The organism is Streptomyces nidicola (genome assembly GCF_050106155.1).
Taxonomy (GTDB): domain Bacteria; phylum Actinomycetota; class Actinomycetes; order Streptomycetales; family Streptomycetaceae; genus Streptomyces.
Window position 1 is genome coordinate 5,891,185 of the sequence record NZ_JBNBPI010000001.1, and the last position, 24,927, is coordinate 5,916,111.

Genomic DNA, 24,927 nt, shown 5'->3' on the forward strand with positions numbered 1-24,927 from the left:
ATCAAGGGGGCCGTTCCACCCTGTGAGCGCCTACTGGTGGGCCGCTCGAAAGCTCTGTTAACGTTCCGGCCGGGTTACGGCAACGGGGCTGTTCTCTGGTTCTTTACATTGTGGGAACGGGAACGTGGGAGCACCATGGGCCGCTTGGTGTGGGACAGCCTGACCGATCTGAGACTTCAGCCGGGTGACGGACTCGTATACGAGCGGGTGCTCGACGGCACCCCCTTCGACGTGCCGGCGCTGGCCGCGGAACTGGGCATCACCGACAGCGATGTGACCGGGGCACTGGCGCGGCTGCTGGGCCTCGGCCTGCTGCACCAGGAGGATCCGGACTGCAACCGCTATGCGCCGGTCGGCCCGGAGTCCGCGGCGCTGCTGACCCTGCTGCCGCTGGAGACGGAGCTGCGCAAGCAGACCGAGCTGATCGCGCACGCCCGCCGCGACCTGGAGAGCCTCGCCCCCGTCTACCACAACAGCCTGGCCTGGCGGCAGCGTGCCAAGGGCGTACAGGTGCTCACGGAACTCCAGGACGTGCGCAACGTGTTGGCCGAGCGCGCCGCCAACTGCCAGGAGGAGGTCCTCACCGCGCAGCCCGGCGGAGGCCGCCGCACCGAGGTCCTGGAGGAGGCGATCGAGCGGGACGAGGCGATGCTGGACCGGGGCGTGCGGATGCGCACGCTCTACCAGCACAGCGCACGCTTCAGCCTGCCGACGGCCGCCTACGTCGAGCGGATCACCCACAAGGGCGGCGAAGTGCGCACCGCGTCGGCCGAGTTCATGCGGCTGATCGTGTTCGACCGCCGGGTCGCGGTGATCTCCCACGCGGGCAACAACCTGGGCGCGGTGCTCATCGAGGAACCCAGCGTCGTGAACTTCGCCGTGCAGGCCTTCGAGCACGTGTGGTTCAACGCCGATCCGTTCGAGGTCGACACCTCGCGCGAGCGCATGGAAGTGCTGTCGGAGGACGTCGACAAGGCGCTGCTGAGGCTGCTGGCCAGCGGGATGGACGACGCCGCCATCGCCCGCAGGCTGGGCGTCTCGTTGCGCACCTGCCAGCGCCGGGTCTCCCGCATCCTCGACGGGCTCGGCGCCCGCAGCCGCTTCCAGGCCGGCTATCTCATCCACAAGCACGGGCTGCTGGCCGAACCCGCCAAGTGACCTTCACCGGCGGTGGTCCGGTTCCCCGAACAGCCGCGGGAAGTGGTCGATGTCCCTGGTGAGGGCCTCGTACAGGTCCGTGGGCCGGGTTCGCAGCGCGTCGGTGTTCCGGTCCCGCAGGTGCCGTGGCAGGGGCAGCGTGCCCGCGGACAGGATGCGGATCGCGCCGTCCCGCGCACGCCCCGGGATCACCGCCGAGCGGGCATGCCGGCTGGCGCTGAACGGAATGTCCAGGGTGCCGTCGGCGAAGGCGGCGGCGATGGCCTCGTGGAGGCCGAGGCGGCTGTCGAGGACCGGCGCCACCAGCGCGTCGACCTCGGCGAGCAGCCACTCCAGTTCCTCGGCGATCCTTGCCTCGTCGAGCCGCCACCCCGCGAGCAGCGGCGAGTTGGCGCGGGCGGCGAGGTGCAGACCGTCGACGATGGCGCGGGTGTCGGGGATGCCGTACGCCTCCTGGTACGTCTTGGTGATCAGCTTGGTCGCGCCGCCGTACCGGGCGACGAGCGCGCCGTAGAGGATGAGGTCCTCGGCGTGCGCGCGCTCGCGCGGGTAGACGCCCATGAATTCGTGCAGCACCGCGTGCACCTCGACGCCGGCCGGCAGATGGCGGGCGGCGAGCAGCGGGATGGCCCGCAGCGCCGCCACGTCCTGCTCGGCGTGCCCGCCCTGCGGGTAGGCGACCGAGATGCAGCGCACCCCCTCGCGGGCGGCGGCGACCGCCTCCAGGACGCTGACGGCGAGACTCACCGAGGGCGGCATCAGGACGGCCGTGAGCGTGCCGAACAGCTCACGGTCCACGACGAGACCGAGGTCGGCCAGCTCGCCGCAGGCCGCGTCGACCTCGCGCCAAGCGGCCAGGGACCGTTCGAGCGGCACGTCCTTGGAGTACGGCAGGTTGTACGAGATGCCGCCGCCCTCGAAGGACGTGATGCCGGCGGCGACGGCCGTGCGGAACAGTGTCCGGGCATCGGGGGAGCCGTGCCGGATCTCCAGGGGCGCGCGGACCGCTTCGTTGAGTTCACGGCCGCGCCGCCAGCCGTGCGAGACCAGCGGATAGCCGTTCAGGTCGGCCGGGTTGCGGTCGAGGACCGACCGGGCGTGGTCGAAGCGGCCGAGGCGGGTGTGCGCGTCGATGGTGAGCGACAGGACGTCGGGGGCGGCGTGCCGCTCGATGTCCTTGAGCAGCGTGGACATCTGGGGGTGCGAGCCGACCCCGCAGCGCGGCTGGAGGGCCAGGCGGCCGGCGGCCCTGGCCTCCCGCAGTACGTCGGCGACGGTGTTCTTCCCCAACTCGCGCACGTACGCGACGGATTCGTGCAGTGCCGGGAGCTCGGTGGCGGTCGTCACGAGGCACCCGCCGGGGCCGAGGCAGATGGCGTCAACTCGTCCAGTGCTGCGGGCAGTTCGGACGCGTCGTTCAGTACGCGGTGGACCCCGATGGCGTAGAGCCGCTCGATGTCGGCGGCCTGCTTGCGGCTGCCCACGGAGAGATTGCCGCCCACCAGGACCGGACAGCCGAGCAGGCCCCGGGCGCGCGCCTCGGGGAGGTCCAGCAGATCCTCGTACGCATGGCCGTTGAGGCTGCCGATCAGGACGGCCTCGGCGTCGGGGTGCTCGCGGTGGGCGGCGGCGAACTCGTCGACGGTCGTGCAGGTGCCCAGGTTGATCACCTGGAATCCACGGGCGCGCAGGGTGTGCGCGATGAGCTGGTTGGCCACGGCATGGCTGTCGCTCGCGGCGACGCCGAGGATCACGGTGCGTCTGTGCATGGGGCGGCTCCGGTCGGATCTGGGCGGCTCTCGGACGGGGAAGGTCAGTCGTCGAAGGCGGCGAACAGCTCCCGCCTGCTGACGTCCCGTATCCGTCGTACGTCGAACTCCGCGGGGTCGGCCGCGGACAGCGAGTCGAAGACCAGGTTGATCGCAGGCACCAGCCCCCAGGCGTGGTGATAGGGCGGCCAGCCGGCGCTGCCCCGGTCGGCGTCGGCCTGGCGGGCGAAGAGGTAGTCGGCCCACTCGCGGGCCGCCGGGCGGCGGTGGTGGAAGTCGTGGACGACGGTGTCGCCGGTCAGGACCAGGTAGCGGCTCGGCAGGTGCACGAAGAGCATGCGGGCGGTCCAGCGCAGCCAGGCGGCGGTGGCCCGCAGGGGCGCGGCTCCGGGGGCGGGGGCCGCCTCGCCGATGAAGATGGCGTTGGTGAGGGAGCCGAAGTACGCCTTGCCGCGCCGCTCCGTCTGCTCCGGGTGCGGGAAGGTGTGCTTGACGCACAGGCGCAGGGTGTTGCTGAGCTGGAACAGCGGCACGAGCGGCACGAACCAGACGACGAGCAGCGCCGCCCACGCGCCCGTGAGCAGGCAGGCGACGGCCGAACCGCCGTACAGCACGGACGCCGTGAGCCGCTCGACGCGCGATGAGCCGTGCCAGAAGGAGCGGGCCCTGGCCACGGCGAACGTGGCGTGGAAGACCGGCGAGAGCAGCTTTCCGAGGGTGCGCCGCCACATCTGCCGGCGGGTCATGCCCGGGTGCACGTCGAGGCTGATCAGGAAGGCCTGCACGGTGGGGTCGCGCAGCGTCATGTGGTGGGCCGCGTGGTGGTCGCCGACGTGTTCCTCGCTGTAGCGGGCGAAGTGCTGCACGATCAGCAGGCTCGACGTCGCCCTGCCGATCGCTGTGTCCAGCTTCCTGCGGCGGAACATGTTCCGGTGCGAACACTGGTGGTAGACCATCATGCGCAGGTTGCGCATGCCGTGCAGCGTCATCGCCCAGCCCGGCAGCAGCAGGAGCAGCCAACTTCCCGCCAGCGTCCAGCCGGTGACCGAGACGGCGATCCCGCCGAGCATCGAGACGAGCGCCGCGAAGAGATGGAAGGCGGGCGTCCACCAGCGCAGCGGTGCCTGTCCTGCCAGGGGTCTGCCGGTGAGGAGCGTCAGCGGGTACTGGAGGACGCGGGGCACGCGACCCATGGACTCGCGTACGGGGTCGGGTGCGGGCGTGCCGGGTCCGGCTGCGTGGTCAGGGGCGGTGAGGTCGGACACGACGGTCATCGGGGAATCCTCCTGGGGCTTCGGGTCGAGCGGTTCGGCCGTCGCGATGGTCGAGGTCATGCGGGCGCTCCCGCGAAGCCGGGCGCGGCATCGAGCACGGCCCTGGCCAGCGCGTCGCCGTCGCTCAGGGTCACCGAGTCCACGCCGGGGCCGGTGCCCGTCGCGGTGGCCCAGTGCACGGACTCGGTGGGGACGCCGTGGGCGAAGCGGCGGGGGTGCGGGCGGCCGGTGGCGTCGATGACGTGGTGCGGGCGGTCGGTGACGTCGAGGCCGCCGGTCTCGTACGAGGTGCCGTCCGCGGACCGCACCCGGAACGGGCGGCAGTGGCCGGCCGACAGCAGGTGCCGCAGCAGCGGATCGGCGGTGCGGCGCAGGTCGGGTGCGGGCAGCCTGGCCTCGAACAGGACGCGGCCCGTGAGCCGGACGCCGGGTACGTCGGACTCCAGGACGAAGCCCTCCGGGGTGGCCGTCACCCGGGTGCCCGGGCCCGCGACGCGCAGCATGCCCGCCTCGATCAGTGCCGTCAGCTGCTCGACCCGGTGTGCGGAGGGGCCGTCGGACAGGAACGTGCTGAGCGGCGTGTACCAGCGGTCGAGGTCGTCGCGGTGCGAGCGGCCGTCGAGGCCACCGTGGTCCACAGCGAGCCGGATCGTGTCGCGCAGGTCGCGCAGGACGTCGAGGGCAGCCTTCAGCGGGCCGCTGACATTGCCGAGCCGCGCGGCGCGCGCGTCGGCCCGCAGATGGCCGACCAGCCAGTGCGTGAAGTCCTCGTGCGAGGTGAAGTCCCGTTCCCCGTACGGGTGGTGGACCAGGTCCCAGTTCCAGCGCTCGGCGTCCCGGACGCCCGCCTCCGTCAGCAGCCGCTCTTCGTCGCCGCGCGGCGCCGTGGCGAATCGGGCCGCGAAGGCCTTGGCCTCGGCGCGGTGCACCCGGCCCACCAGCAGCGTCTCGTAGTAGACGGTCTCGACCTCCTTGGCGATCAGCGGCCACAGGTCCGCGCGGAAGTCGAGCCGGTCGCCGCCGCGCAGCCGCTCGATGCGCTCCGGCGTCAGCAGCCGGGGCACATGGTGGCCGTGCGTGCCCTTCTCGTTCCTGCCGTGCGCCCGGTGGGGCACCCCGCGCCGTGAGCCCGCGCAGATCAGCGGTTCTCGTCCGGATGGCCGGTAGACCAGACCGTCGGCGGTGCGCTCGTAGGTGCCGCCGCGGCCCTCGGTGAGCAGGGCCATGTGGTCGAAGAAGTTGAGCCCGAGGCCGCGCAGCAGGACCGGTTCGCCGGGTGCGACGAGCCGGTCGAGGGCGAGGTCGGCGGGGTTGGCGGGCGGTACGTAGACCAGGCCGTGGTCGATGGCGTCGAGGGCGAGTTCCTCCTCGTCGCGGGACAGCCGGGCAGGCACATGGCCCTGGCTGAGCACCACCGCGTCCAGCCGGTCGAGCAGCGTGCCGTCGTCCAACAGGACCTGCTGGTACGGGGGTTCAGCTGCGTCGTCGACGGCGACGGCCCGCGACCTGTGCACCCGCACCGTCAACCGCTCGGGGGCCCGGCGCACCACGCGGCCGAAGGCCCACTCCAGGTAACGGCCGTACAGGGCGCGCGAGGGATAGCTGTCGGGGCCGAGGTCACGCATCTCGGCGAGGGCGGCACCGTCCGCGTCCGCACCGTCCGGGTCCGCCCAGTCCGCGCCCGCACCGTCCGGGGCCGCCCAGTCCGCGCCCGCCCAGGCCTCCGCCCCGCCCTCCATGCCGTCATGCGTGTCGTCGAAGGGGCCCATGAGCGTGCGGAAGCGGGCCCATTCGTACAGGCTCGGCCCCGGCTCCTCGGGTCCTTCGACGGGCGTGCCGGCGTCGGTGAACACGGTGACCCGCGAGGCCACGGTGTTCATCAGCAGATGCCGGGACTGGTCCGTGCGCCACACCCGCCCGGCGCCCGGCCGGTCCGGGTCGACGACATGGACCACGATCGGCCCGGCGGGGCGGCGGTCGCGCGCGTTGGCGCACAGCCGCTCCAGCACGGAGAGGCCGCGCGGCCCCGCGCCGACGACGCAGATCTCAAGGCGCTCACCTGTCATGGGAGTTGGTCTCCGGGGCGGTGTTCAGGGATACGGTGATGAGGTCCGCCGCCTCCCGTGCGACGCGCTCGGCGGCCCGGGCATCGGCACCCGTGGTGATCACGGATCCGAGCCGGTCCCAGGAGGAGCGCACGTCGGTGACGGTGTCGCCCGGCTTGCGGGCGAGGTCGACGCGGACGACACCCGGCCGGGCGCGCACGTCGTCGGCGCCGTCGATGCCGGTGATCGTGCCGGGGCGCGGGGCGGTCAGGAAGCGGATCGCCGCCGCCCGTACGGGAGCCGGCGCGGGCCCGGTGTCCTCGCCGAGGAGCGTGGCGATCCAGCGGCCGTGGAGGTCGTCGTCGTACGCCAGGTCGATCAAGTCCATGATCCGGTCGCCCGGCGGACGTCCGGCGCACTCGATCAGGCGGGGCCCGTCGGCGGTGCGCACCCACTCGGCGTGCAGGATGCCGCTGCCGTAGCCGATGGCGTCGACGAACGCCTGCAACTCCCTTGTCCAGGAAGGGTCCTGGGCATGGACGGTGTGTCCCGTCTCGACCGGGCTCGGTCCGTCGAGGGTGTACTTGCGGGTGACGTTGCAGAAGACGACCCGCCCGTCGTCGACCAGGCCCTCGGTGGAGAACTCGGGCCCATACATCCGCTCCTCGGCGAGATAGCGCCAGGTCATGGGCCGTTTGGCGAGCTGGCGTCCCTCGTCGGCGCCGGTGCAGTGGCGCCAGGCCGCCCCGGGGTCGGCCCCTGCGTCGAGCAGCAGTACGCCGAGGCTGGCCTGCCGCCCCGCGGGCTTGACGACACAGGGGCCGCCGACCGCGAACGCGGCGATGTCCTCGGCGGAGCCGACCTCGCGGAAGGCAGGGGTGGGCAGCCCGGCCGCCCGCATCGTCTCGCGCAGCAGCAGCTTGTCGCGCAGTACGGCGGCGGCCTTGGTGCCGGGGCCGGGAAGGCCGAGCTCCTCCGCGGCGCGGGCGGCGGCCACGACGGCGTACTCAAGGCCGGCCACCACCGCGTCCACGGGGCCGAAGTCCCGTACGACGTCCAGGAACTGCTCGTCCTGCTGATAGCGGCCGAAGCGGACCTCGCCGAGGCAGGGGTGGGCGGCAGCGCGGTCGGCGAGACCCTTCGCCTCCCACAGGTCGGCCTCCTCGACGAGGACGACACTGCCGGCGGGGCGGCTCTCGTCGAGGGCGGCCAGGACGCCGTCGTTGTAGCCGATGAGCATCAGACGCATGTCAGTGGGCTCCCTTCGGGACGGTACGGACGACGGCGGCTGCCACCAGGCCGAGGGCGGCGAGCGTGAACCAGTAGGCGGAGGCCAGGCCGTGCGCGCCCGCCAGCAGGAACAGCGAGCCGCCCGCGAACGAGCCGGCGGACTCGCCGGTGGCGGTGGCGACCTGGCGCAGGTTGAACACCTCGACGACCGGCCGGTCGCCGTCGAGCCCGGCGAAGGCGGTGGAGACGGTCGGCGAGAACACCGTCTCGGCGAGCGTGAACACCACCAGTGCCACGAACGCGGTGACCAGGCCGTCGCTGTCCGCGCCGAGCAGGACGAAGGACAGGGCGAACACCGCCGTGCCAAGCCGCAGATGACGCATCGGCGGCACCCCGCGCGCGAGGTCGCGGTTCATCCACACCGTGACCGGGATCTGAAGGGCGACGACCAGGACGGCGTTGAGTGTGAAGTACCCGGCACGCACCGCCGTGTTGTCGCTGAGTTCGGCGATCCCGAGGACCAGGGCCGAGAAGAACTGCGCGTACAGCAGGCTTCCGGCGGCGGCCAGCAGGGATACGCGGCGCACCGCGGGATCGGTGACGACGACCTTCAGCAGACCCAGCTTCAACGGGGGCCGGGTGTCGCCGTCGGACAGCCGGAGGCCGCGCGGGACGGTGACCGCGACGGTCGCCGCCGCGGCCGCGTACAGGGCGCCGACCAGGACGAGCAGCAGGCCGTAACGGGCCCCGCCGAACAGCAGGTTGGCGATGACCGGGCCGAGCGCGGCGGAGATGTTCACGGCGACCTGGATCGCCGAGAAGACGGTGGAGCGGTCGGCGGCGGCGTCCAGCGTCACGGCCACGTAGGCCCGTGCGGTGAGCGCGTTGACGCTGATCCCGAACCCGGCGACCACCAGACACAGCACCACCGCCCACATCCCCGGCGCCAGCGGCAGCACGGCGAAGGCGCAGGACGCGAGCAGCAGCCCGCCGACCATGGCCGCCCGCACCGGCGTCCGCTGCAACAACCCGCCACAGGTCAGCGAACCGGCCCGGACCGCGACGGTCAGCGACAGCAGCGCGGTACCGACCCACCACGCCCCGGCGCCCGGGTCGAGGCGCGGGACGAGGAGGGGCAGGACCGGGAGCAGGGTGAAGTAGCCGAGGTGGGAGAGGAGATAGTCGAGGGTGATGGTGGCGAGAACGCGCCGAACCGGCCCGCGGGCGACGGACGGCTTCGGCGCGGCGACGGTCACGGGGTGCCTCCCGGCAGGGGGGCGCACCCGTCGAGGCGTACGTCGATCCGGGCCGTCGCCGCGGCGAGGGTCGCGTCGACCCCCGAGAGGTCGGGACCCGTGGCGACGAGTACACCGTGCCGTCCCGCGGAGTCGGCGACCTCGGTCAGGACGTCGCCCGCGCCGACGAAGAGGTGGGCGGCGACGAGCGCCGGGTCCGCGGCGACCGAGTCCCAGCCGGTCACCGACGCGATCCGGCCGGGGCCGAGCACCAGGAAGTCGGAGCCCGCGGCGCCGTGGGCGGCGGGCGGTTCGGCGACCGGGCGGCCCAGCAGGTCGTCCAGGAGGGTGCCGTAGAGCTCGAAGCCGGGCCGGGTCTCCTCCACGAGGGCGTGAATGAAGTCGCCTCCCGGCCGGGCGTGGATCTCGCCCAGCACGATCGCACCCGCGGGCGTGACCCAGAACTCGGCGTGCAGCACCCCGTGCGTGAGCCCGGCCGCGGTCACCGCGGAGGCCACGGCGTCCCGTGCGGCGGCGGCCGTGGCCGCGTCCAGCGGGGCGGGGGTGCGGTGGCCGGTCTCGACGAAGCCGGCGCCGGTGCGCTTGGCGGTCAGGGCGAGGATCCACGGCTTGCCGCCGACCATGAGGCCCTCGGCGGAGAACTCCGCGCCCGCCACGAACTCCTCGACGAGGAAAGGCGGTTCGAGGCCCGCTACGGCCCGGCCGAGCCCGGAGCGGTCCCGCACGAGAGAGACGCCCGCGCTGCCCATGCCGTCCCGAGGCTTGACGATCCACGGGCCTTCGGTGGCGGCGAGGAAGTCCGCGGCCTCCTCCTGGCCGGCCGCGACGGCGAACCCGGGCTGCGCGAAACCGGCCTCCCGCAGCACCGCCCTGCACAGGTCCTTCGTACGGACCGTCCGCACCGCCTCCGGATCGTTGCCCGCCACGCCCAGCGCCCGCGCGAGGTGGGCGACGGCGAGTACGCACCCCTCCTTGACGGTGACCACGGCGTCGATGCCCGGATGCGCCGTGGCGAACTCCCGGCAGGCGCGCGGGTCCGCGTACTCCAGCGGCAGGTTCGTGTCGGCGGGCATCCGCCACACCCCGGACCCCAGCGCCCGCGCCGTGTCCGCGCCGATCAGCCGGAGCCCGCGGGACCGGGCCTGGACCGCAAGCCGGGTCAGCTGGTCCTGGCCGTGCGGGGAGGGGGTGGTGGAGCCGACGACCAGGACCGTCGGGGTGGTGGCCGGGACCCGCCCGGCCACCACAGGCCGGGCGCCCTCAGGCGGCGTCGGCATCCGAGATCCCGATCGTGATCGCGGCCTCGGCGGCGTCCAGGGAAGCCTGCACGGCCGCGGCGCTGCCGCCGGTGGCGATGATGACGCCGATGGTGCTCGACATGTAGTCGGCGGGCGGCAGTTGGACCGCGGCGCCCAGCTTCCGCTCGACGACGATGTGCTCGACGCCGGGCACCCGCAACGCTTCGTCGACGCCTTCGACGCTCGCGAGGACGCCGTCGGCGGGAGCGAGCAGCTTGCGCAGCCCCGAGTGGAGGGGAGTGCCCTCAGCGGCCCGCGGGGGCCGGCCCGTCGCGACGCGTACGGTGTTCTCGCAGAACGGGACCCCGGTCGCGAGACCCACCAGGTGCGAGGTGATGAAGTCGCCGCCCACCCGGGCCGCGCACTCCACCATCCGCGCCCTGCCGTCGGGCCCGACCATCGCCTCCAGATGGAAGGCGCAGTCGTCCATGCCGAATCCCTCGGCGACCGCGTGCGTCAGCTCGTGCACGGCGGCCACGGAGGCCTCGGGCAGCGAGGTCGGGAAGGCGTGCCCGGCCTCCAGACGGTAGGGCTCCGTCGTCGTCTTGTCGGTGATGCCGGCGATGTGCACCTGCCCGCCCTGGACCCAGCCCTCGATGCTGTGCTCGGTGCCGGCCAGGAACTGCTCGATGACGATCTCGCCCGCGTGCCCGGTGAAGACACGGTCCACGTCCGGGCGGACATAGGACGTCAACTGCTCGAAGGCCGGACGCAGTTCGTCCTCGCCGTGCACCTGGTAGATGCCCTTGCTGCCGTTGCCCGTGGCCGGCTTCAGCACCAGCGGGAAGCCGAGTTCTGCGGCCGCCTTCGCGGTCTCCTCCCAGGTGGTGACGCGGGCGAAGCGCGGCGACAGGTCCGGGCGTACGGACGTCAGGGCCTGCCGCATCAGGAACTTGTCGCGGGAGATCCGGGCCGCCTCCGGCGAGGCCGCCGGAAGGCCGAGCCCTCGCGCGATCCGGCTGACCGTCTCCACGGCCGCGTCGGACCAGGTGACGACGCCCACGACGTCGAACTCGGCCGTGATGGCCGCGACCGCGGCGTCCACCGCGTCGTCGTCGTAGGTGTCGACCTGGTGGACCGTACGGACGATCTCCGTCGGCAGCCCGGCCGGCGGCGCGTCGGCGATCAACGCGACGCCGTAGCCGAGGCGATGGGCGGCGTACAGGGCGGAGCGCTGCTCCAGCGGGGTGCGGCGCAGATTCACGTAGACGAGGACCTGCTGCGGCCCAGCGGACTCGGAGGACGGCTCGGATGACGGCTCAGAGGACATGGCTCTCCAGAGAGGGGACGGGGCCGGCGATGGAGGTGCGGTGCCAGCGGTGGTCGAAGGAAGTGACCTCGATCGGGCGCCCGGCGACGGCGGCCGCGGCGACCCGCTCGGACAACTGGGCGAGGAACCGGGCGACATGGGTGACCCCGACGAGGTCCGCCTGGTCGAAGGGCTCCCCGGTGCAGCGCAGCACGCGCAGGTCGGTGAGGCTCTTGAAGGTGATCTCGTCGGTGATGCGCACCGGTTCGGGGCTGCGCGCCGAGAAACGGATCAGGTTGGCGACGTGCCCGCGGTGGTGCAGGTCGGAGTGGACGGCGAGATCCGGCAGGACGTGCGGGGAGAGGAAGTCGCGGGCCTGCACGGCCGGGTCCTTGGGCAGGTTGCCCGGCATCACGTGCCAGGTGTTGTACTGCATGCGCGCCGACATGGCCCACGCCGAGTCGGCGACCTTCAGCCGGTCGCCACCGTGCAGCTCGAAGGCGCGGGCCGAGGGGACGACGCAGCAGTAGAAGTCGGGCAGCTCCCAGGAGACGATCTCCGCCCAGTCCCGCCGGCCGAGCGCGTCGATCAGCTTCGGCAGCGAGCGGATGCCCCGGCTCATCGCGAAGTCCGCGCCGAACAGGTCGACGGCGGCGTGCACGGTCCCCTCCACCAGCGCCTCGAACCCGGTCGCGAACCCGCCGCGCGGCGCCTGCAGCCAGGCGTCGTCCAGTACGTCGAGGACGCCGGCGAAGTCCCGCCCGGCGCCGGGCAGCAGCTCACCGAGACGCTCACAGACGCCCAGCTCGTGCGGACCGGGACGCTCGGCGCGCGGCAGTGCCCGCTCCGACTTGCGGCGGATGGTGGCGTTGATGTCGTAGTGGATGCGCCGCTCGGCCACGAGCCGGGCCCGCGCGGCGGCGATCTGCGCGGCGGAAGCCAAAAGCGCGTCCATGGAGGGGAGTTCGGTGCCCGAGAGGCCTGCGTCCGCCAGCTCGTCGATCACGAGCTCGGGAGCCGCTCGCAGGTAGACATCCCTGGTCGTACGGAAGTTGTCGGCGACGTTCTCCAGGGACAGCTGCACACCGTTGAAGCTCTCGACGCGGTTGGGGCCGCCCGAGGAGTACGCCAGCCACAGGCACGCGACGACCACCGCCTCGTCGTCCGTCCACAACTCCAGCGGCAGCCTGTCGAGATGGTGGAAGAAGCAGTCGGGGTGGGTGGGCAGCAGGCTCTTGCCGGTGAGGTTCTTCTCGTCCTTCAGGTTGGAGAAGACCGAGTCGTCCTTGTAGAGCATGACGGGCGGAACGAGGAAGACGGCCCCGCGAAGGGCGTCGACGGCGGTCGTACGCCCGTCCTGCCCAAGGCTGTCCAACAGGCCCCGGCATTCGGCGACTTCGTGCTCGGTGCGCCGCCGCACGTCGGCGAACAACCGCACGTACTCGGCGAGATCGTCCCGGTTCCAGGTGATCCGGGCGGCGACCCCGGTCGCGGCGGCCTCGGCGGGCAGCGACCGGCGCTGGGGCACGGTGACGACGAGCCGGCCCTGCGGGGAGAGGGCGAGGGTGGAGGTGAACGCGGCTTCTGCACCCGCTCGTTCGGCCCCGTCGGGGTCGCTCGTGGTGCGGGCGCGCTCGGGTCCGCCGGGTTCACCGGCGCCGGGAGCGCGGCCGGGCGCGGTCAGCATCCGCACGGCCGCCGTCTCCGCGCGGGTCAGCGACCGCCGGGCGGTGTCGGCGTCGAGCCGGCCGCCGAGCGTGATCAGGATCTCGACCATCTCGCGGGTGCTCGCCGCGCCGCGGGCGGCGGTGAGGGTCTGCTGAAGCAGCCTCGGGAACCCGGCGTCGTCGAGGGTGCGTTCGGGATGCGGGGACGTCCCGGCCTGCCGGTCGGCCCGGCTCGGACGCTTACTGCGCCGGGCCTCCTCCATGGCGAGCCGCCGGGCACTTTTGGGCGGGGCGACGGCGACCTTGGGTGGGGCGACGGCGACCTCGGGGCGTATGACGAGGCCGGCCGTCGGGGCGGGCCGGGCGTCAGTTGACGACTGCACGGAACTCCTCCTGTCCCTCGACGTACGTCCACATCGCCTGGTCGGTGGGCTGCCAGTTGTCGTCCGGGTAGATGCAGTCGACGGGGCAGGCCTGCACGCACTTGGCGCAGCCGTTGCACAGCTCCGGGATGATCACGACGTCGAGGCCGTGGTTGTAGATCGCGCTGAACTGCGGCGGGCAGGCCCGCATGCACGAGTCGCAGCCGATGCACTCGGCCTGCTCGATACGGCGCGGCGCCTTCTTCCACTCGTCGTTGCGGCGGTGTTCCTTGAGGCGCCGCGAGAAGGTCGTGGCGGGCGGCGGGGCGTCTGTTCCGGTCTCGTCGCTCTGCATCGTTCCGCTTTCCTGAGGAAATCCTTGACGTTCGGGATTCGGTCTTCGATTCCGGTCTTCGGGATTCAGGTGTTCCGGATCCCGAGGCGTTCGGCTCAGCCCCACCCGGTGTCGTCTGCGGACGCCGAGACGGAGGCGCTCACCTGCGACGTCGCCTGCTCCAGCGCCTGGCTGCGGGCCTCGGCGGAGGTCGGGAGGAGCCCGCCGGAAAGCGTCACGGCGCCCAGGGCGAGCGAGAGGCAAGCGGCGAGGCTGAGAGCGATACGGGAGGTGCTGCCGGGGACGGCTCGGGGGGTGGTTCGGGTGCGGCTCGGCATGGTGGTGTGTCGCTTTCTGGCATGGCGGACACCGGGACGGCGATATCCCGGGAAAACGCGGTGAGGTGCCCGTTGCGGAAAGGAGCGACCGGCTCGGACGTCACTCATGTTCAGGTCGGCGCGGCGCGAAGAGCAATGCTGGGCGACCGTCCTGATTGCGCCTGTCGTAACGCGACACAGGGGCATTACCCCCGAAGTTCACAAATCGTCCTATGAGGGACGGCCGCACATTGTCGCCCGCGTCGTACGGGTGCAAGGCTTCCGCCCATGACCGCAGCCGCAACTCCCCAGTCCCAGAGCCGCATTTCGGCCCGGGTCGCCGCCATCTCCGAGTCCGTCACCCTCGCCGTGGATGCCCAGGCCAAGGCGCTCAGGGCCGCCGGACGTCCCGTGATCGTCTTCGGCGCCGGCGAGCCCGACTTCCCCACCCCGGACTACATCGTCGAGGCCGCCGTGACGGCCTGCCGTGACACGGCCAACCACCGCTACACGCCTTCGGCGGGACTGCCGGGGCTGCGCGAGGCCATCGCCGCCAAGACGCTCCGCGACTCCGGCTACGAGGTGGCCCCGTCGCAGGTCCTGGTCACCAACGGCGGCAAGCAGGCCATCTACAACGCCTTCGCCGCGATCCTCGACCCCTCCGACGAGGTCATCGTCCCGGCCCCGTACTGGACGACGTACCCGGAGTCGGTCCGCCTCGCCGGCGGCGTCCCCGTCGACGTCGTCGCCGACGAGAGGTCCGACTACAAGGTCACCGTCGAGCAACTGGAGGCGGCGCGCACGGAGAAGACCAAGGCGCTGCTCTTCGTCTCCCCGTCGAACCCGACCGGCGCCGTCTACAGCGCGGCCGAGGTCGAGGCGATCGGCCGCTGGGCCGCCGAGCACGACCTGTGGGTGCTGACCGACGAGATCTACGAGCATCTGGTGTACGGCGACGCGGAGTTCCACTCCCTGCCGGTGCTCGTCCCCGAGCTGCGGGACAAGTGCATCGTGGTGAACGGCCTCGCCAAGACGTACGCGATGACGGGCTGGCGGGTCGGCTGGATCATCGCCCCCCAGGACGTCGTCAAGGCCGCGACGAACCACCAGTCGCATGCCACCTCGAACGTCAACAACGTCGCCCAGGCCGCCGCGATCACCGCCCTCTCCGGCGACCTGTCCGCCGTCGCCACGATGCGCGAGGCCTTCGGCCGCCGCCGCAACCTGATCGTCCCGATGCTGAACGAGATCGACGGCGTCGTCTGCCCGATGCCCGAGGGCGCGTTCTACGCCTACCCCTCGGTGAAGGGCGTGCTCGGCAAGGAGATCCGCGGCAAGCGCCCCCGGAGCTCGGTGGACCTGGCCGCCCTCATCCTGGAGGAGGCCGAGGTGGCAGTGGTCCCCGGCGAAGCCTTCGGCACCCCGGGCTACCTCCGCCTCTCCTACGCCCTCGGCGACGCCGACCTCACGGAGGGCCTCACCCGCCTCCAGAAACTCCTCGCGGAGGCGGGGGCCTGACACCACGCGCGGGCGGCGGCCTCCACCACGAGCCATCGAGAGGCCGTCCGCCCCTGCCCAGCAAAGTGGCCCTACCGGAGTAGGGCCTTCTTGCTAGGGAGCCTTCGACGGGGCTCGGACCTGCGGCCAGGCGCTTGGAAGAGGGTTCAGCTGATCACGTATGCACCTGCTCCGACCTGGAGATCTCGGTGCGCTGCGCCGGCTGCTCGTGGTCGTCCACGGCACCAGGGACGAGGTGTTCGTCGTCGGTCACGTCAACCCATCCGGCGCGGGGGGACAACCCTCTCGCCCAGTCGGTGGCCAATGACCTCGGCGTCCCCGTCACGGCGCCCACCAATCGTATGGGCGTCGACTCAAGGCTCGGCGTCCAAGAACCGCTCATCGACCGCGGGGGATACTGGCGTACGTTCCTTCCCCTCGCCAACTGAAAGACACGGACATGGCTGTACTGCGAGCAGGGTTCTTCCGGGAGGGAAACGAGGACGCCGACCCCGCCATGTACTCGGAGTCCCTCGTCGAAGCCGTGAACCGTCCCGCGATGCCCGACGAGGAGCAGGTGCTGTCCTACCTCAAGGGTGGGGTGGAGTTCTTCAGCACCATGGGTGCAGAGAAGGACGCGCTCACCGGCGACGAGTACATCGGGGGAGCCGGCTCGTTGCGCACCGACGGCACCTGGGTCTGGCCGGTGGACCTCGAGCACTACATCCGACGCCACCACGCCGTGATCCCCGATGACTTCCACGCCCACATCCGCACGCACAACCACCGGGCGCCGGCGGTCTCCGACGACCGAGTCAACGAGATCGCCGACGAGTGGTTCCCGCCGCGCCCCACTCCGTGGGCGAACCGCAATGCTTGACCGCGTCCACGACTCGACGTGGCGGCTTCGGTCCCGAGCGTGTGCGCAGGTCGTCGTCCCTGATCTCGCTGTAGAAAACCACAGGGGCGTGGTCGAAATCGTGTGCCAGGTAATTTTCCAGTACTGCATGGTCAACTCTTTCGGAGCTGACGATTCTGTGCACTAGGTCCAGTGGTTACTAGTTTGAGACGACGAGGACGTTAGCCCGGTCGGCTCGGCGGCCCCGCTCTTCGCGTCGGCCGCGCCACGGCGACGTGCTGGAAGAGCCGCTTCTTGTCCGGGGGCGCGGGCAGCGTGCCAGCGCGATTACCAGGGCAACGCCCCGGGGCGACGTTGCCACCACCAACGTGGTGGGGCCGCAGGCCCCTTGCCGCCGGCCTGTTCCAGGTATGTCAGCAGCGAGCCGTCATCCGGCACGGTCATGGCCGTGAAGTGCTGGTCGAGTGGTTCGAGGACGGTGGTGATGAGTAGCTGGACGGCGCTTGGGAGTTGGGGCAGCGTGGCGTCGAGCGTGTCGCGGGCTTCCAAGCGCGTCCGGTACAGGTCCGCCGGATACCAGCCTGATGGCTTCCAGTCGTCCCGCATCGTGTCGACGAGCTTCTCCCAGGCGGCCAGGCTCGTGTGCGCGAGCCACAGGGGGGTTCCGGCGGTCTCGTAGGCGACCGGGTCAGCTGCCTTGAGGTCCTTCCTGAGCTTGTCGGTGAGCGGAGACGGCGCGGCTGCCTGCGCATCCCACACCACCTCGGGGAGACGGGTGACCGGAACGTGTGGCAGTTGCGCGACGGGTGTCTCGATGGCGTCGATCGTGTAGCCCTCGTCCTCCGCATCCGCGTCGTCGGGGTCGAGCAGGCGGGCACGGGTGAGGGTGCCGTCCTGGGCTGCCAACCTGTAGGCGCTGGGCCGTGGCTCGTCGGCGGAGAACAGTACGGTAGCCGGTGCTGTGCGGGCGAAGGCGGCGGCCAACCGGTCCTCAGGGGGCTGCGACTGGACCGATGGCTGGACGTAGACGTCCAGAGCCAACGCAAGATCGCCTTCCAGGGAGCGCACGTCGCACAGGACGGGGGCCTCCCAGTTCCGCAGGTCGGCATCGAAGTCCTCGCCCGCAACGTCCACGTCCTGGACTGGTACGTCGAGTGCGTGGGCCAGGGCCCGGACGATCGCTGGATAGGCCAGGGGCTCCACGGTGAGGAGGTTGTACGTCACTGGTATGTCCCGTTGTAGATGGCGAGGGCCTTGTCGACGATGCCCGGGTTATTCGTAAAGCGTGGGTTTCTGGTCAGCTGCGGTGCGGCACTTATGTCGCCCTTGGCCTTGGAAACCTCCTTCAGCGCCGCGTACTCGTTCGCATCGAGCTTGACGATGCCATCGCCGCTGTCGGGGTACACCCTGCCGCTGCGGCGGGGTGGACAAGGCGCTTCCGGACGCCGACCTGTCCGGCGCCGCCTGAGTCGCCGCCGGGATGCTCCACCGCGTATTTACCGCAGCCACCCGCAGAAACCCGGTGGCAGCCGGACAGGGCTGGGCCCTCCCGTGATCTTCGGGGGAGGGCCCGATGCTGTCGTGTCTTCAAGGAGACCCGCTCTGACCAGCAAAAAGGCCCCGCCGAAGCGGAGCCTTAGAAAGGCGCCCCCGGCGGGAGCCAGCGAACTTGGCTGGTCGTGGGGGTGGGGTCGGTGGGGGTGAACTGCGGGTTTGGGCGGCGGTGCGGGTGGAGGGGCGGGGGCGGATGGCGCCGGTCGGACTGCCTGGGTCCGCTGGTGACGGCGAGTCGTGAGGGGGCGAACTCGTGCTCCGGCCCGAAGGACTAAGTCTGCTCAAGTGATGCTCGCCCTCGGCTATGTTCAGGCGGTGAGCAGCTCTTCGGGGAATGAAGCTGGTGAAGCATTGGCCGCTGCGGGCGACGGCGATATCGCGATCCTCTGGCATGGCGACGCCACCGGGTCCCGCAGACATCACCCGGGGCAGGCGTGAGCTGCCTCAAGTTTCGTAGAGCCGGTGGCCTGCTCTCACGCTTCTTCTGGAAGTTCACTCCAACAGGAACCCATTTGACCTGCACGTTCCACGATTGATCGAGAAGTAGCTACCCAAGCACGCCCGCCCGGTTCGCGTATGCCAGTCGTCGCGTCCATGGCGAGCCGCGCCGCTGCCTGTCGAAGTAGGAGTCGCCAACGGCTCGCGTGGAGCACCCCGGCTGGCGCATTGTGTGCATGGGCCCGGATGGTGGGGGTACTCGGGTCCGGTTTGATCGCAAACATTGTGAGTTTGATAATCGTTCGACGGGTGATGAACGTCGCTGACTGGAGGTGGAGCATGCCCGCATCGCGCGCCCTCCAGCTGGAGGACCTCGCACCCGGTACCTCCGTGGCTGGCGTTGTTCCCGGCACGGACGTCGTGATCGTCGCCTTGCAGATGTTCGGCAGCGCCGCCGCTCAAGTCACGTACCGTCGTCCAGACGGAACGGTCGAGGAGACGATCCTCTACCGCGAGCACGAGGACGGGCTCGCCCCCGGTTCTGCCCCTTCTGGACAGCAGATCTTCAGCGCGGACCCGGAGCTCTTCCGCCTCGCCGCCGAAGCCTTGCGAATTCGTATGGCGGCCCGCGGTGACGCGATGCTCGCCGTCTCAACCAGCCTCCTCGACCCGCTCCCGCACCAGATCCAAGCGGTCTATAACGAGCTGCTGCCTCGTACGCCCCTGCGGTTTCTGCTGGCAGATGACCCCGGCGCGGGCAAGACGATCATGGCTGGCCTCTACATCAAGGAGCTGGCTCTCCGCGGCGACCTGGAGCGCTGCCTGATCGTGGCCCCCGGTGGACTCGTCGACCAGTGGCAGGACGAGCTGCTCGAGAAATTCGGCCTCGACTTCACGCTCCTCACCAAGCAGCTCATCGACACCACCATTGACGGCAGCGTTTTCGATAAGCATCCGCGCCTCATCGCCCGCATGGACTCGCTCTCCCGATCGGAGGAGCTCCAGGAGCAGCTCGGCGAGTCGGCCTGGGACCTGATCGTCGTGGATGAGGCGCACCGGATGAGCGCCAGCTATTTCGGCGCCGAGCTCAAGACCACCAAGCGGTACCTTCTCGGCCAGCTTCTTGGCGGGATCACCCGGCACTTTCTCCTCATGACGGCGACTCCGCACGCTGGCCTGGAGGAGAACTTCCAGCTGTTCATGGCGCTGCTGGACAGCGATCGCTTCACTGGAAAATACCGGGACGGCGTCCACCAGCACGACGCGTCCGGGCTGATGCGCCGCATGGTCAAGGAGGACCTCCTCACCTTCGACGGCAAGAAGCTCTTCCCGGAGCGACGCGCGTACACCATTCCGTACGAGCTGTCGCCTGCTGAGCAGGAGCTGTACGAGCGCGTCACCGAGTACGTCCGCGAAGAAATGAACCGCGCAGAGCGGCTCGACGGGCGCCGCGGCAATCAGGTCGGATTCGCACTGACTGTCCTCCAGCGCCGGCTGGCATCCAGCCCGGAGGCGATCGGGAAGTCTCTGGAGCGACGTCGTAGGCGTCTCGAAGCCCGGCGTGACGAGATGCAGGCCGCGAAGCAGCAGGTCGAGCTCGGCATCGTGGCGGAGCCTCTGTTTCCTGTGTTGCCGTCTGGTACTGCGTCCCTGGACAGCGAGCTGGAGGAGCTCTCTGGAGAAGAGCTCGAGGACCTGGAAGAGACCGTCGTTGACTCGGCCTCGGCGGCGCTCACCATCGCCGAGCTCGACCAAGAGATCGACAGCCTGCGTGACCTCGAGCGACTCGCTTCGCGGGTGCTGGCCCTCGGCGAGGACCGGAAGTGGTTGGAGCTCTCGGCCCTGCTCCAGGACAACGAACACATGCGTGACGCCGAAGGCCGCGCGCGCAAGCTCATCATATTCACGGAGCACCGAGACACCCTCGAGTACCTGGGCCGACGGATCCGCTCGTTGATCGGACGCCCTGAGGCTGTCGTCACCATCCATGGTGGAACACCCCGCAAGCAGCGCCGAGACATCAGGGACTCCTTCAACCAGGACCCGGATGTCCAGATCCTTCTTGCCACCGACGCCGCTGGCGAGGGCCTGAACCTTCAGCGCGCACATCTCATGGTCAACTACGACCTCCCGTGGAACCCGAACCGCATAGAGCAGAGGTTCGGCCGTATTCACCGAATCGGTCAGAGCGAGGTCTGTCACCTCTGGAACCTCGTAGCCGACAACACGCGTGAGGGTCAGGTTTTCCAGCGGCTGCTCGACAAGATTGAGCAGCAGAGCAAGGCATACGAAGGAAAGGTCTACAACGTCCTCGGTGAGATCTTCGAGGGCGAGCCGCTGCGCGAGCTCCTCGTTGAGGCGATCCGGTACGGCGACGACCCCGCGGTCCAGTCCCGGCTCGACGATGTCATCGACGCCAGAGTCGGTGAGCGCGCCGTCGAACTGATCAAGGGGCTGGCGCTCGACGCCCAGGTCATGGGCATGGAGGACGTCCACCAAGTACGGCTGCGGATGGAAGAAGCCCAAGCCCGTCGTCTCCACCCGCATTATGTGCAGGCGTTCTTCCGTGACGCCTTCGGCCGTCTCGGAGGCCAGCTCCGCGCCAGGGAGGGCGGGCGGTACGAGATCACGCGCGTGCCAGTGGTTCTACGTGAGACCGGGCGCCTCGGCGGAGGACTGGGCGGTGTCGTGCAGCGAAAGTACGAGCGGGTGTGCTTCGACCGCGAGCGCATCACGCTGTCCGGTAAGCCGCGCGCCGACCTGATTGCTCCGGGGCATCCGCTCTTTGACGCAGTTCTCAACGAGACCGTGAACCAGCATGGAGAGCTTCTCCGTGAGGGGACGGTCCTCGTTGATGCGTCGGACTCAAACGATCAGCCGCGTCTCCTGGTCGCGCTGGCCCAAGATGTACTGGATGGCCATCGCCGCCCAGTAGACCGCACCTTCGCCTTCACTGAGCTCCTGCCCGACGGGTCTGCCCGGAACGCGGGGCCTGCTCCGTACCTCGACTACCGTCCGCCGACTCCTGCGGAGGCCAAGTCCGTCAAGCCGTTGCTGGACGAGGACTGGCTCCGTGACGGGGGAAGCGCTCGCGCCCTGGACTGGGCGATCCGGGAAGCGGTTCCGGAGCATCTCGCCACCACGCGAGGGAGGCTGCTTCCGCTCATTGAGCGCACCCGGGGCCAGGTGGAGCAGCGGCTCAAGCAAGAGATTAACTACTGGCATGCGCAGGCCGGCAGCCTTGAACAGAAGATCGCTGAGGGCAAGAGGGTCAAGCATCGCCCCGAAAAGGCGCGGGCATGGGCTGAGGAGTTGGAAGTCCGTCGGGACAGGCGCCTTGCCGACTTGGATAAGGACGCTGCGCTCCAGGCTAAGCCCCCCGTGGTCGCGGGGCACGCCCTCGTGGTGCCGATCGGCTGGCTGGCCGCGGCGCTCGGAGCGGCTGATGACGACTCTCTGGCATCGCTCCACGCCACCGACGGGTACGAAACCGACCGGCGTGCAGTAGCGGCGGTGCTCCGCGCAGAGAAGCAACTGGGCCGAATCCCAGAGGAGATGGCCCACAACAATCCTGGGTACGACATCCGCTCGCTCACGCCGGACGGCCGCCTGATCCACATCGAGGTCAAGGGCCGCCGGGCGGGCGCGGAGGAGTTCTACATCAGCCGCAACGAAATCCTGGTCGCCAAGAACCGCGGCGACCAACATCGCCTCGCTCTCGTCTCCGTCCATCAGGACGGGCATGGGCACGACGAGGTGCGCTATCTACGTAACGCGTTCTCCGACACCGAGTTCGGGGATCTGAAAGCCGAGGGGCTCCTGCTGTCGTGGCCGGACGCCTGGACCAAGGGAGGAACCCCGCTGTGAGCGGTGCGATAGGCAATGGGAAGACACCGCGCAGGCGGAAGCTTATCGAGGTGGCCCTGCCGACCGAGGCCATCAGTAAGGCCAGCAAGGCAGACAAGGACCGCAAGGTCGGCACGATCAAGAACATCCACAAGTGGTTCGCTCCGATGCCGACTCCTGCTTGGCGGGCCCTCCTGTTCGCGGCAGTTGTGGATGACCCGGATGACGAAGAGCGACGCGCGGAGCTGCTGAAGATTATCGAGGGGTTGGTTCCGGAGAAGGGGACAGCTCCATCGGAAGAGGCCCTGAAGAAGGCCAAGGCGGTACTCGCTGAGCAGGAGGCAGAACTCCCCACAGTGCTTGACCCGTTCTGCGGTGGAGGCTCCACCTTGGTCGAAGCACAGCGGCTCGGATTCCCTACCGTGGCGAGCGACCTCAACCCTGTGCCGACCCTGGTGACTCGGGTAGAGACTCAGCTCGTACCTGCAGTGATGGGTAAACCGCCAGTATCTGGCGACGACGGGGGATTCGAAGGGACAGAGGTAGACCCCATGGCTGGGCTGTTGGCGGACGTCAAACACTACGCGCAGCGCGTCGAGGCAAAGGTCAAAGCAGAGATCGGTGAGCTATACGAGCAGGCGAAAGGCGGGGAGATAGTTGCCTGGATTTGGGCGAGAACGGTCCAGTGCAGCAACCCAGCCTGCGGCTTCGATGTCCCCTTGTACAGCTCTTCCTGGCTCAGTAAGCAGAAAGGGCGTGAAGCGTGGCTGAAGCCAATTCCTGAAAAGGGGCGCGTCCGATTTGAGATCGGCCTGGGCCTCGATGCTGATGTGCCCGCAGCGACCAAGTCCGTGCGTGGTGGCAAGTTTACGTGCGTGGCTTGCGCGAATTTGATGGATGAGAAGCAAATTCGTACGGCAGGTTCCGAGGGTCGTATGTCCATCCAGCTGATGGCGATCGCAGTGGATTGGGAAGCGGGTCGGCATTTCGTGGCCGAGCAGGAATCCCCCGATGTGACCACCGCCCCCCCAATGCCTGATGATGCGCCAGATTTGGAGTTCCCGAAGAAGGCGCTTGGTTTTCGTGTGCAGCCTTATGGATTCACGAAGCATTCGGACCTGTATACGCCCCGTCAAGTTGCCGCATTGAATGCTTTCGCTGATGCAGTAGCCAATGTTCCCGAGTGGGTTAAGCGTGACGGTGGGGGCGAGGCCCAAGCTAAAGCGATCGGCTCGGTACTTGCCGTCGCTGTGGGTAAATTGGCGCAGTCGAATTCCTCGCAAACTCGCTGGAGGATAGATTCTCGAAATGGTGCGGCAAAAGCTGAGCCTGGATTTGGTCAGTCGATTCTTCCTATGACCTGGGATTTCGCGGAGGCGAATCCACTAGGTAGCTCGGTCGGTAGTTGGGGTGCTCAAGTTGCGAGCATTCTTGGTGGGCTCAAAGCGCTATCACGCGGGGTTTCCGTCGGATTGGCGGTTCAAGCCGATGCGCGTTCAGCGAGCTCCCTCGTGGAGCCGGGTAAGGCCCTGATCGCCACTGATCCGCCGTACTTCGCTCAGATCCCCTACGCAGATTTGAGCGACTACTTCTACGTCTGGCTCCGAAGGGCGGCACGCGACCTCCATCCCGACCTCTTCGGGACGATGGCGACGCCAAAAGCAGAAGAACTCATAGCTGAGCCGTCCCGCCATGGAAACCCCGAAGAGGCCAGGAGGTACTTTATTGACGGATTCACCGAAGTGTTCTCGTCGTTGAAGGTGTCATCCCGCGCGGACCTTCCAATGATGGTTGTTTATGCGCATCGACAGGAAGAAAAGAGCGAAGGTGGGTTGGCCTCCTCGGCGTGGGACGCCATGCTCGAAGCGATACTCAATGCTGGTCTGAGTGTTGTCGGGGCATGGCCTCTCCATGCAACAAATAGCACGCGTAAGCGCGGTATCGATTCTAATGCTGTGGCCTCATATATTGTGTTGATCTGTAGGCCGCGTCCGGTCGATGCTGAAGCAATAGACCGTCGCGGTTTTCTTCAGGCATTGCGGCGTGAGCTGCCAGAGCGCATAAGGCCCCTGCAGCAGAGTTCCATTCCGGCTGTGGATCTCGGTCAGGCTGCCATCGGACCTGGCATGGAGATCTTCTCCAGGTACGCGCGGATAACTGAACCTGATGGCTCCGCGATGCGTGTACGCACTGCGCTCTCCCTCATTGCTAAGGCGCTCGATGATTTGCTCTCGGAGTACGAGGTGGACTTCGACGCCGATACTCGATGGTGCATCAAGTGGTTCGAGGAAAATCAATGGGAGACCGCGGACTTTGGTGAGGCCGACAAGCTGGCTAACCGCTACAACACCTCTGTTCGCGGCCTGAGTCATGCAGGAGTTGCGAAGTCCACGGCTGGCAAGGCGGCATTGATCAAGCCTGCCGCCCTTCCCTCCGACCATGATCCAGCCGCTGACGATCGGATCACCGTGTGGGCGGTGGCCATGCACTTGTCCCGGCTCATTGAAGGGAGGGGGGTAGGCGCGGGGATCGATGCGGCAGGTGAGTACCTTGCCGCCGCGCGTGCGCGATCGGAGATCGATGAAGACGCGGTGAAGGGGCTGGCCTACCTCTTGCACAACGTCTGCGAGCAGCGAGGCTGGACCGAGAGCCAACGATGGTTCAACAACCTCACCAGCTCGTGGCAGGACCTGCAGGCGGAGGCCAGTGCTGCCGATCGGCAGAAGGTGAAGGTCATAGAAGACACGATGTTCTAACGCGTGATGCCGGAAGGC

Annotated in this window: 18 protein-coding genes; 5 read left to right on the top strand and 13 right to left on the bottom strand. The window is 69.3% G+C overall.

Annotated features, from left to right (window positions below; translation table 11 throughout):
- Positions 1-144: 144 nt before the first annotated feature.
- Positions 145-1,158 (top strand): helix-turn-helix transcriptional regulator, encoded by a 1,014-nt coding sequence (locus ACOKM3_RS26660; RefSeq protein ID WP_426903558.1) that lies wholly within the window; start codon positions 145-147, stop codon positions 1,156-1,158.
- A gap of 3 nt (positions 1,159-1,161) precedes the next feature.
- Here the strand turns inward: ACOKM3_RS26660 and ACOKM3_RS26665 are convergent, their stop codons facing one another.
- The 11 genes from ACOKM3_RS26665 to ACOKM3_RS26715 all read right to left on the bottom strand — a co-directional run bounded on the left by ACOKM3_RS26665 (position 1,162) and on the right by ACOKM3_RS26715 (position 13,980).
- Entirely contained in the window at positions 1,162-2,505 is a 1,344-nt protein-coding gene (locus tag ACOKM3_RS26665) for a methylaspartate mutase (protein ID WP_426903559.1), read from the bottom strand.
- Positions 2,502-2,927: a cobalamin-dependent protein gene (locus ACOKM3_RS26670; RefSeq protein ID WP_426903560.1), complete on the bottom strand. Its 426-nt coding sequence runs from the start codon at positions 2,925-2,927 to the stop codon at positions 2,502-2,504. The genes ACOKM3_RS26665 and ACOKM3_RS26670 overlap by 4 nt, the downstream gene beginning before the upstream one ends.
- 44 nt (positions 2,928-2,971) lie before the next feature.
- Complete coding sequence (locus tag ACOKM3_RS26675; RefSeq protein ID WP_426903561.1) at positions 2,972-4,261, bottom strand: fatty acid desaturase; 1,290 nt, start codon at positions 4,259-4,261, stop codon at positions 2,972-2,974.
- The gene (locus ACOKM3_RS26680; RefSeq protein ID WP_426903562.1) at positions 4,258-6,267 is read right to left on the bottom strand and encodes an FAD/NAD(P)-binding protein; all 2,010 of its coding nucleotides are present in this window, start codon (positions 6,265-6,267) and stop codon (positions 4,258-4,260) included. Before ACOKM3_RS26680 ends, ACOKM3_RS26675 begins: the two co-directional genes overlap by 4 nt.
- The gene (locus tag ACOKM3_RS26685) at positions 6,257-7,495 is read right to left on the bottom strand and encodes an ATP-grasp domain-containing protein (protein ID WP_426903563.1); all 1,239 of its coding nucleotides are present in this window, start codon (positions 7,493-7,495) and stop codon (positions 6,257-6,259) included. The genes ACOKM3_RS26680 and ACOKM3_RS26685 overlap by 11 nt, the downstream gene beginning before the upstream one ends.
- A 1-nt stretch (position 7,496) precedes the next feature.
- Positions 7,497-8,732, bottom strand: a complete 1,236-nt coding sequence (locus ACOKM3_RS26690; protein ID WP_426903564.1) for an MFS transporter — start codon at positions 8,730-8,732, stop codon at positions 7,497-7,499.
- Positions 8,729-10,009 carry an ATP-grasp domain-containing protein gene (locus ACOKM3_RS26695; RefSeq protein WP_426903565.1) on the bottom strand — a complete coding sequence of 427 codons (1,281 nt, stop codon included), beginning with the start codon at positions 10,007-10,009 and terminating at the stop codon, positions 8,729-8,731. Before ACOKM3_RS26695 ends, ACOKM3_RS26690 begins: the two co-directional genes overlap by 4 nt.
- Positions 9,993-11,300 carry an ATP-grasp domain-containing protein gene (locus ACOKM3_RS26700; protein WP_426903566.1) on the bottom strand — a complete coding sequence of 436 codons (1,308 nt, stop codon included), beginning with the start codon at positions 11,298-11,300 and terminating at the stop codon, positions 9,993-9,995. The genes ACOKM3_RS26695 and ACOKM3_RS26700 overlap by 17 nt, the downstream gene beginning before the upstream one ends.
- Positions 11,290-13,329, bottom strand: coding sequence for a hypothetical protein (locus tag ACOKM3_RS26705; protein ID WP_426903567.1), 2,040 nt, complete (start codon positions 13,327-13,329; stop codon positions 11,290-11,292). Before ACOKM3_RS26705 ends, ACOKM3_RS26700 begins: the two co-directional genes overlap by 11 nt.
- Positions 13,313-13,663, bottom strand: coding sequence for a 4Fe-4S dicluster domain-containing protein (locus ACOKM3_RS26710; protein ID WP_426903568.1), 351 nt, complete (start codon positions 13,661-13,663; stop codon positions 13,313-13,315). The genes ACOKM3_RS26705 and ACOKM3_RS26710 overlap by 17 nt, the downstream gene beginning before the upstream one ends.
- A gap of 95 nt (positions 13,664-13,758) precedes the next feature.
- On the bottom strand, positions 13,759-13,980 hold the full coding sequence (locus ACOKM3_RS26715; RefSeq protein WP_426903569.1) for a hypothetical protein: 222 nt from the start codon (positions 13,978-13,980) through the stop codon (positions 13,759-13,761).
- Positions 13,981-14,247: 267 nt separating this feature from the next.
- Between ACOKM3_RS26715 and ACOKM3_RS26720 the strand changes: the two genes are divergently transcribed.
- Entirely contained in the window at positions 14,248-15,477 is a 1,230-nt protein-coding gene (locus ACOKM3_RS26720; protein WP_426903570.1) for a pyridoxal phosphate-dependent aminotransferase, read from the top strand.
- Between the two features lie 439 nt (positions 15,478-15,916).
- Complete coding sequence (locus ACOKM3_RS26725; protein ID WP_426903571.1) at positions 15,917-16,336, top strand: hypothetical protein; 420 nt, start codon at positions 15,917-15,919, stop codon at positions 16,334-16,336.
- A gap of 306 nt (positions 16,337-16,642) precedes the next feature.
- On the opposite strand, the gene ACOKM3_RS26730 is transcribed toward ACOKM3_RS26725, so the two are convergent.
- Both ACOKM3_RS26730 and ACOKM3_RS26735 read right to left on the bottom strand, forming a co-directional pair.
- Positions 16,643-17,539 (bottom strand): hypothetical protein, encoded by an 897-nt coding sequence (locus ACOKM3_RS26730; protein ID WP_426903572.1) that lies wholly within the window; start codon positions 17,537-17,539, stop codon positions 16,643-16,645.
- Positions 17,536-17,721, bottom strand: a complete 186-nt coding sequence (locus ACOKM3_RS26735) for a hypothetical protein (RefSeq protein ID WP_426903573.1) — start codon at positions 17,719-17,721, stop codon at positions 17,536-17,538. Before ACOKM3_RS26735 ends, ACOKM3_RS26730 begins: the two co-directional genes overlap by 4 nt.
- 925 nt (positions 17,722-18,646) lie before the next feature.
- Between ACOKM3_RS26735 and ACOKM3_RS26740 the strand changes: the two genes are divergently transcribed.
- Together ACOKM3_RS26740 and ACOKM3_RS26745 are read left to right on the top strand one after the other, a co-directional pair.
- Positions 18,647-22,174 (top strand): helicase-related protein, encoded by a 3,528-nt coding sequence (locus ACOKM3_RS26740; protein WP_426903574.1) that lies wholly within the window; start codon positions 18,647-18,649, stop codon positions 22,172-22,174.
- A gap of 50 nt (positions 22,175-22,224) precedes the next feature.
- On the top strand, positions 22,225-24,909 hold the full coding sequence (locus ACOKM3_RS26745) for a DUF1156 domain-containing protein (protein ID WP_426903575.1): 2,685 nt from the start codon (positions 22,225-22,227) through the stop codon (positions 24,907-24,909).
- Positions 24,910-24,927: the final 18 nt, after the last annotated feature.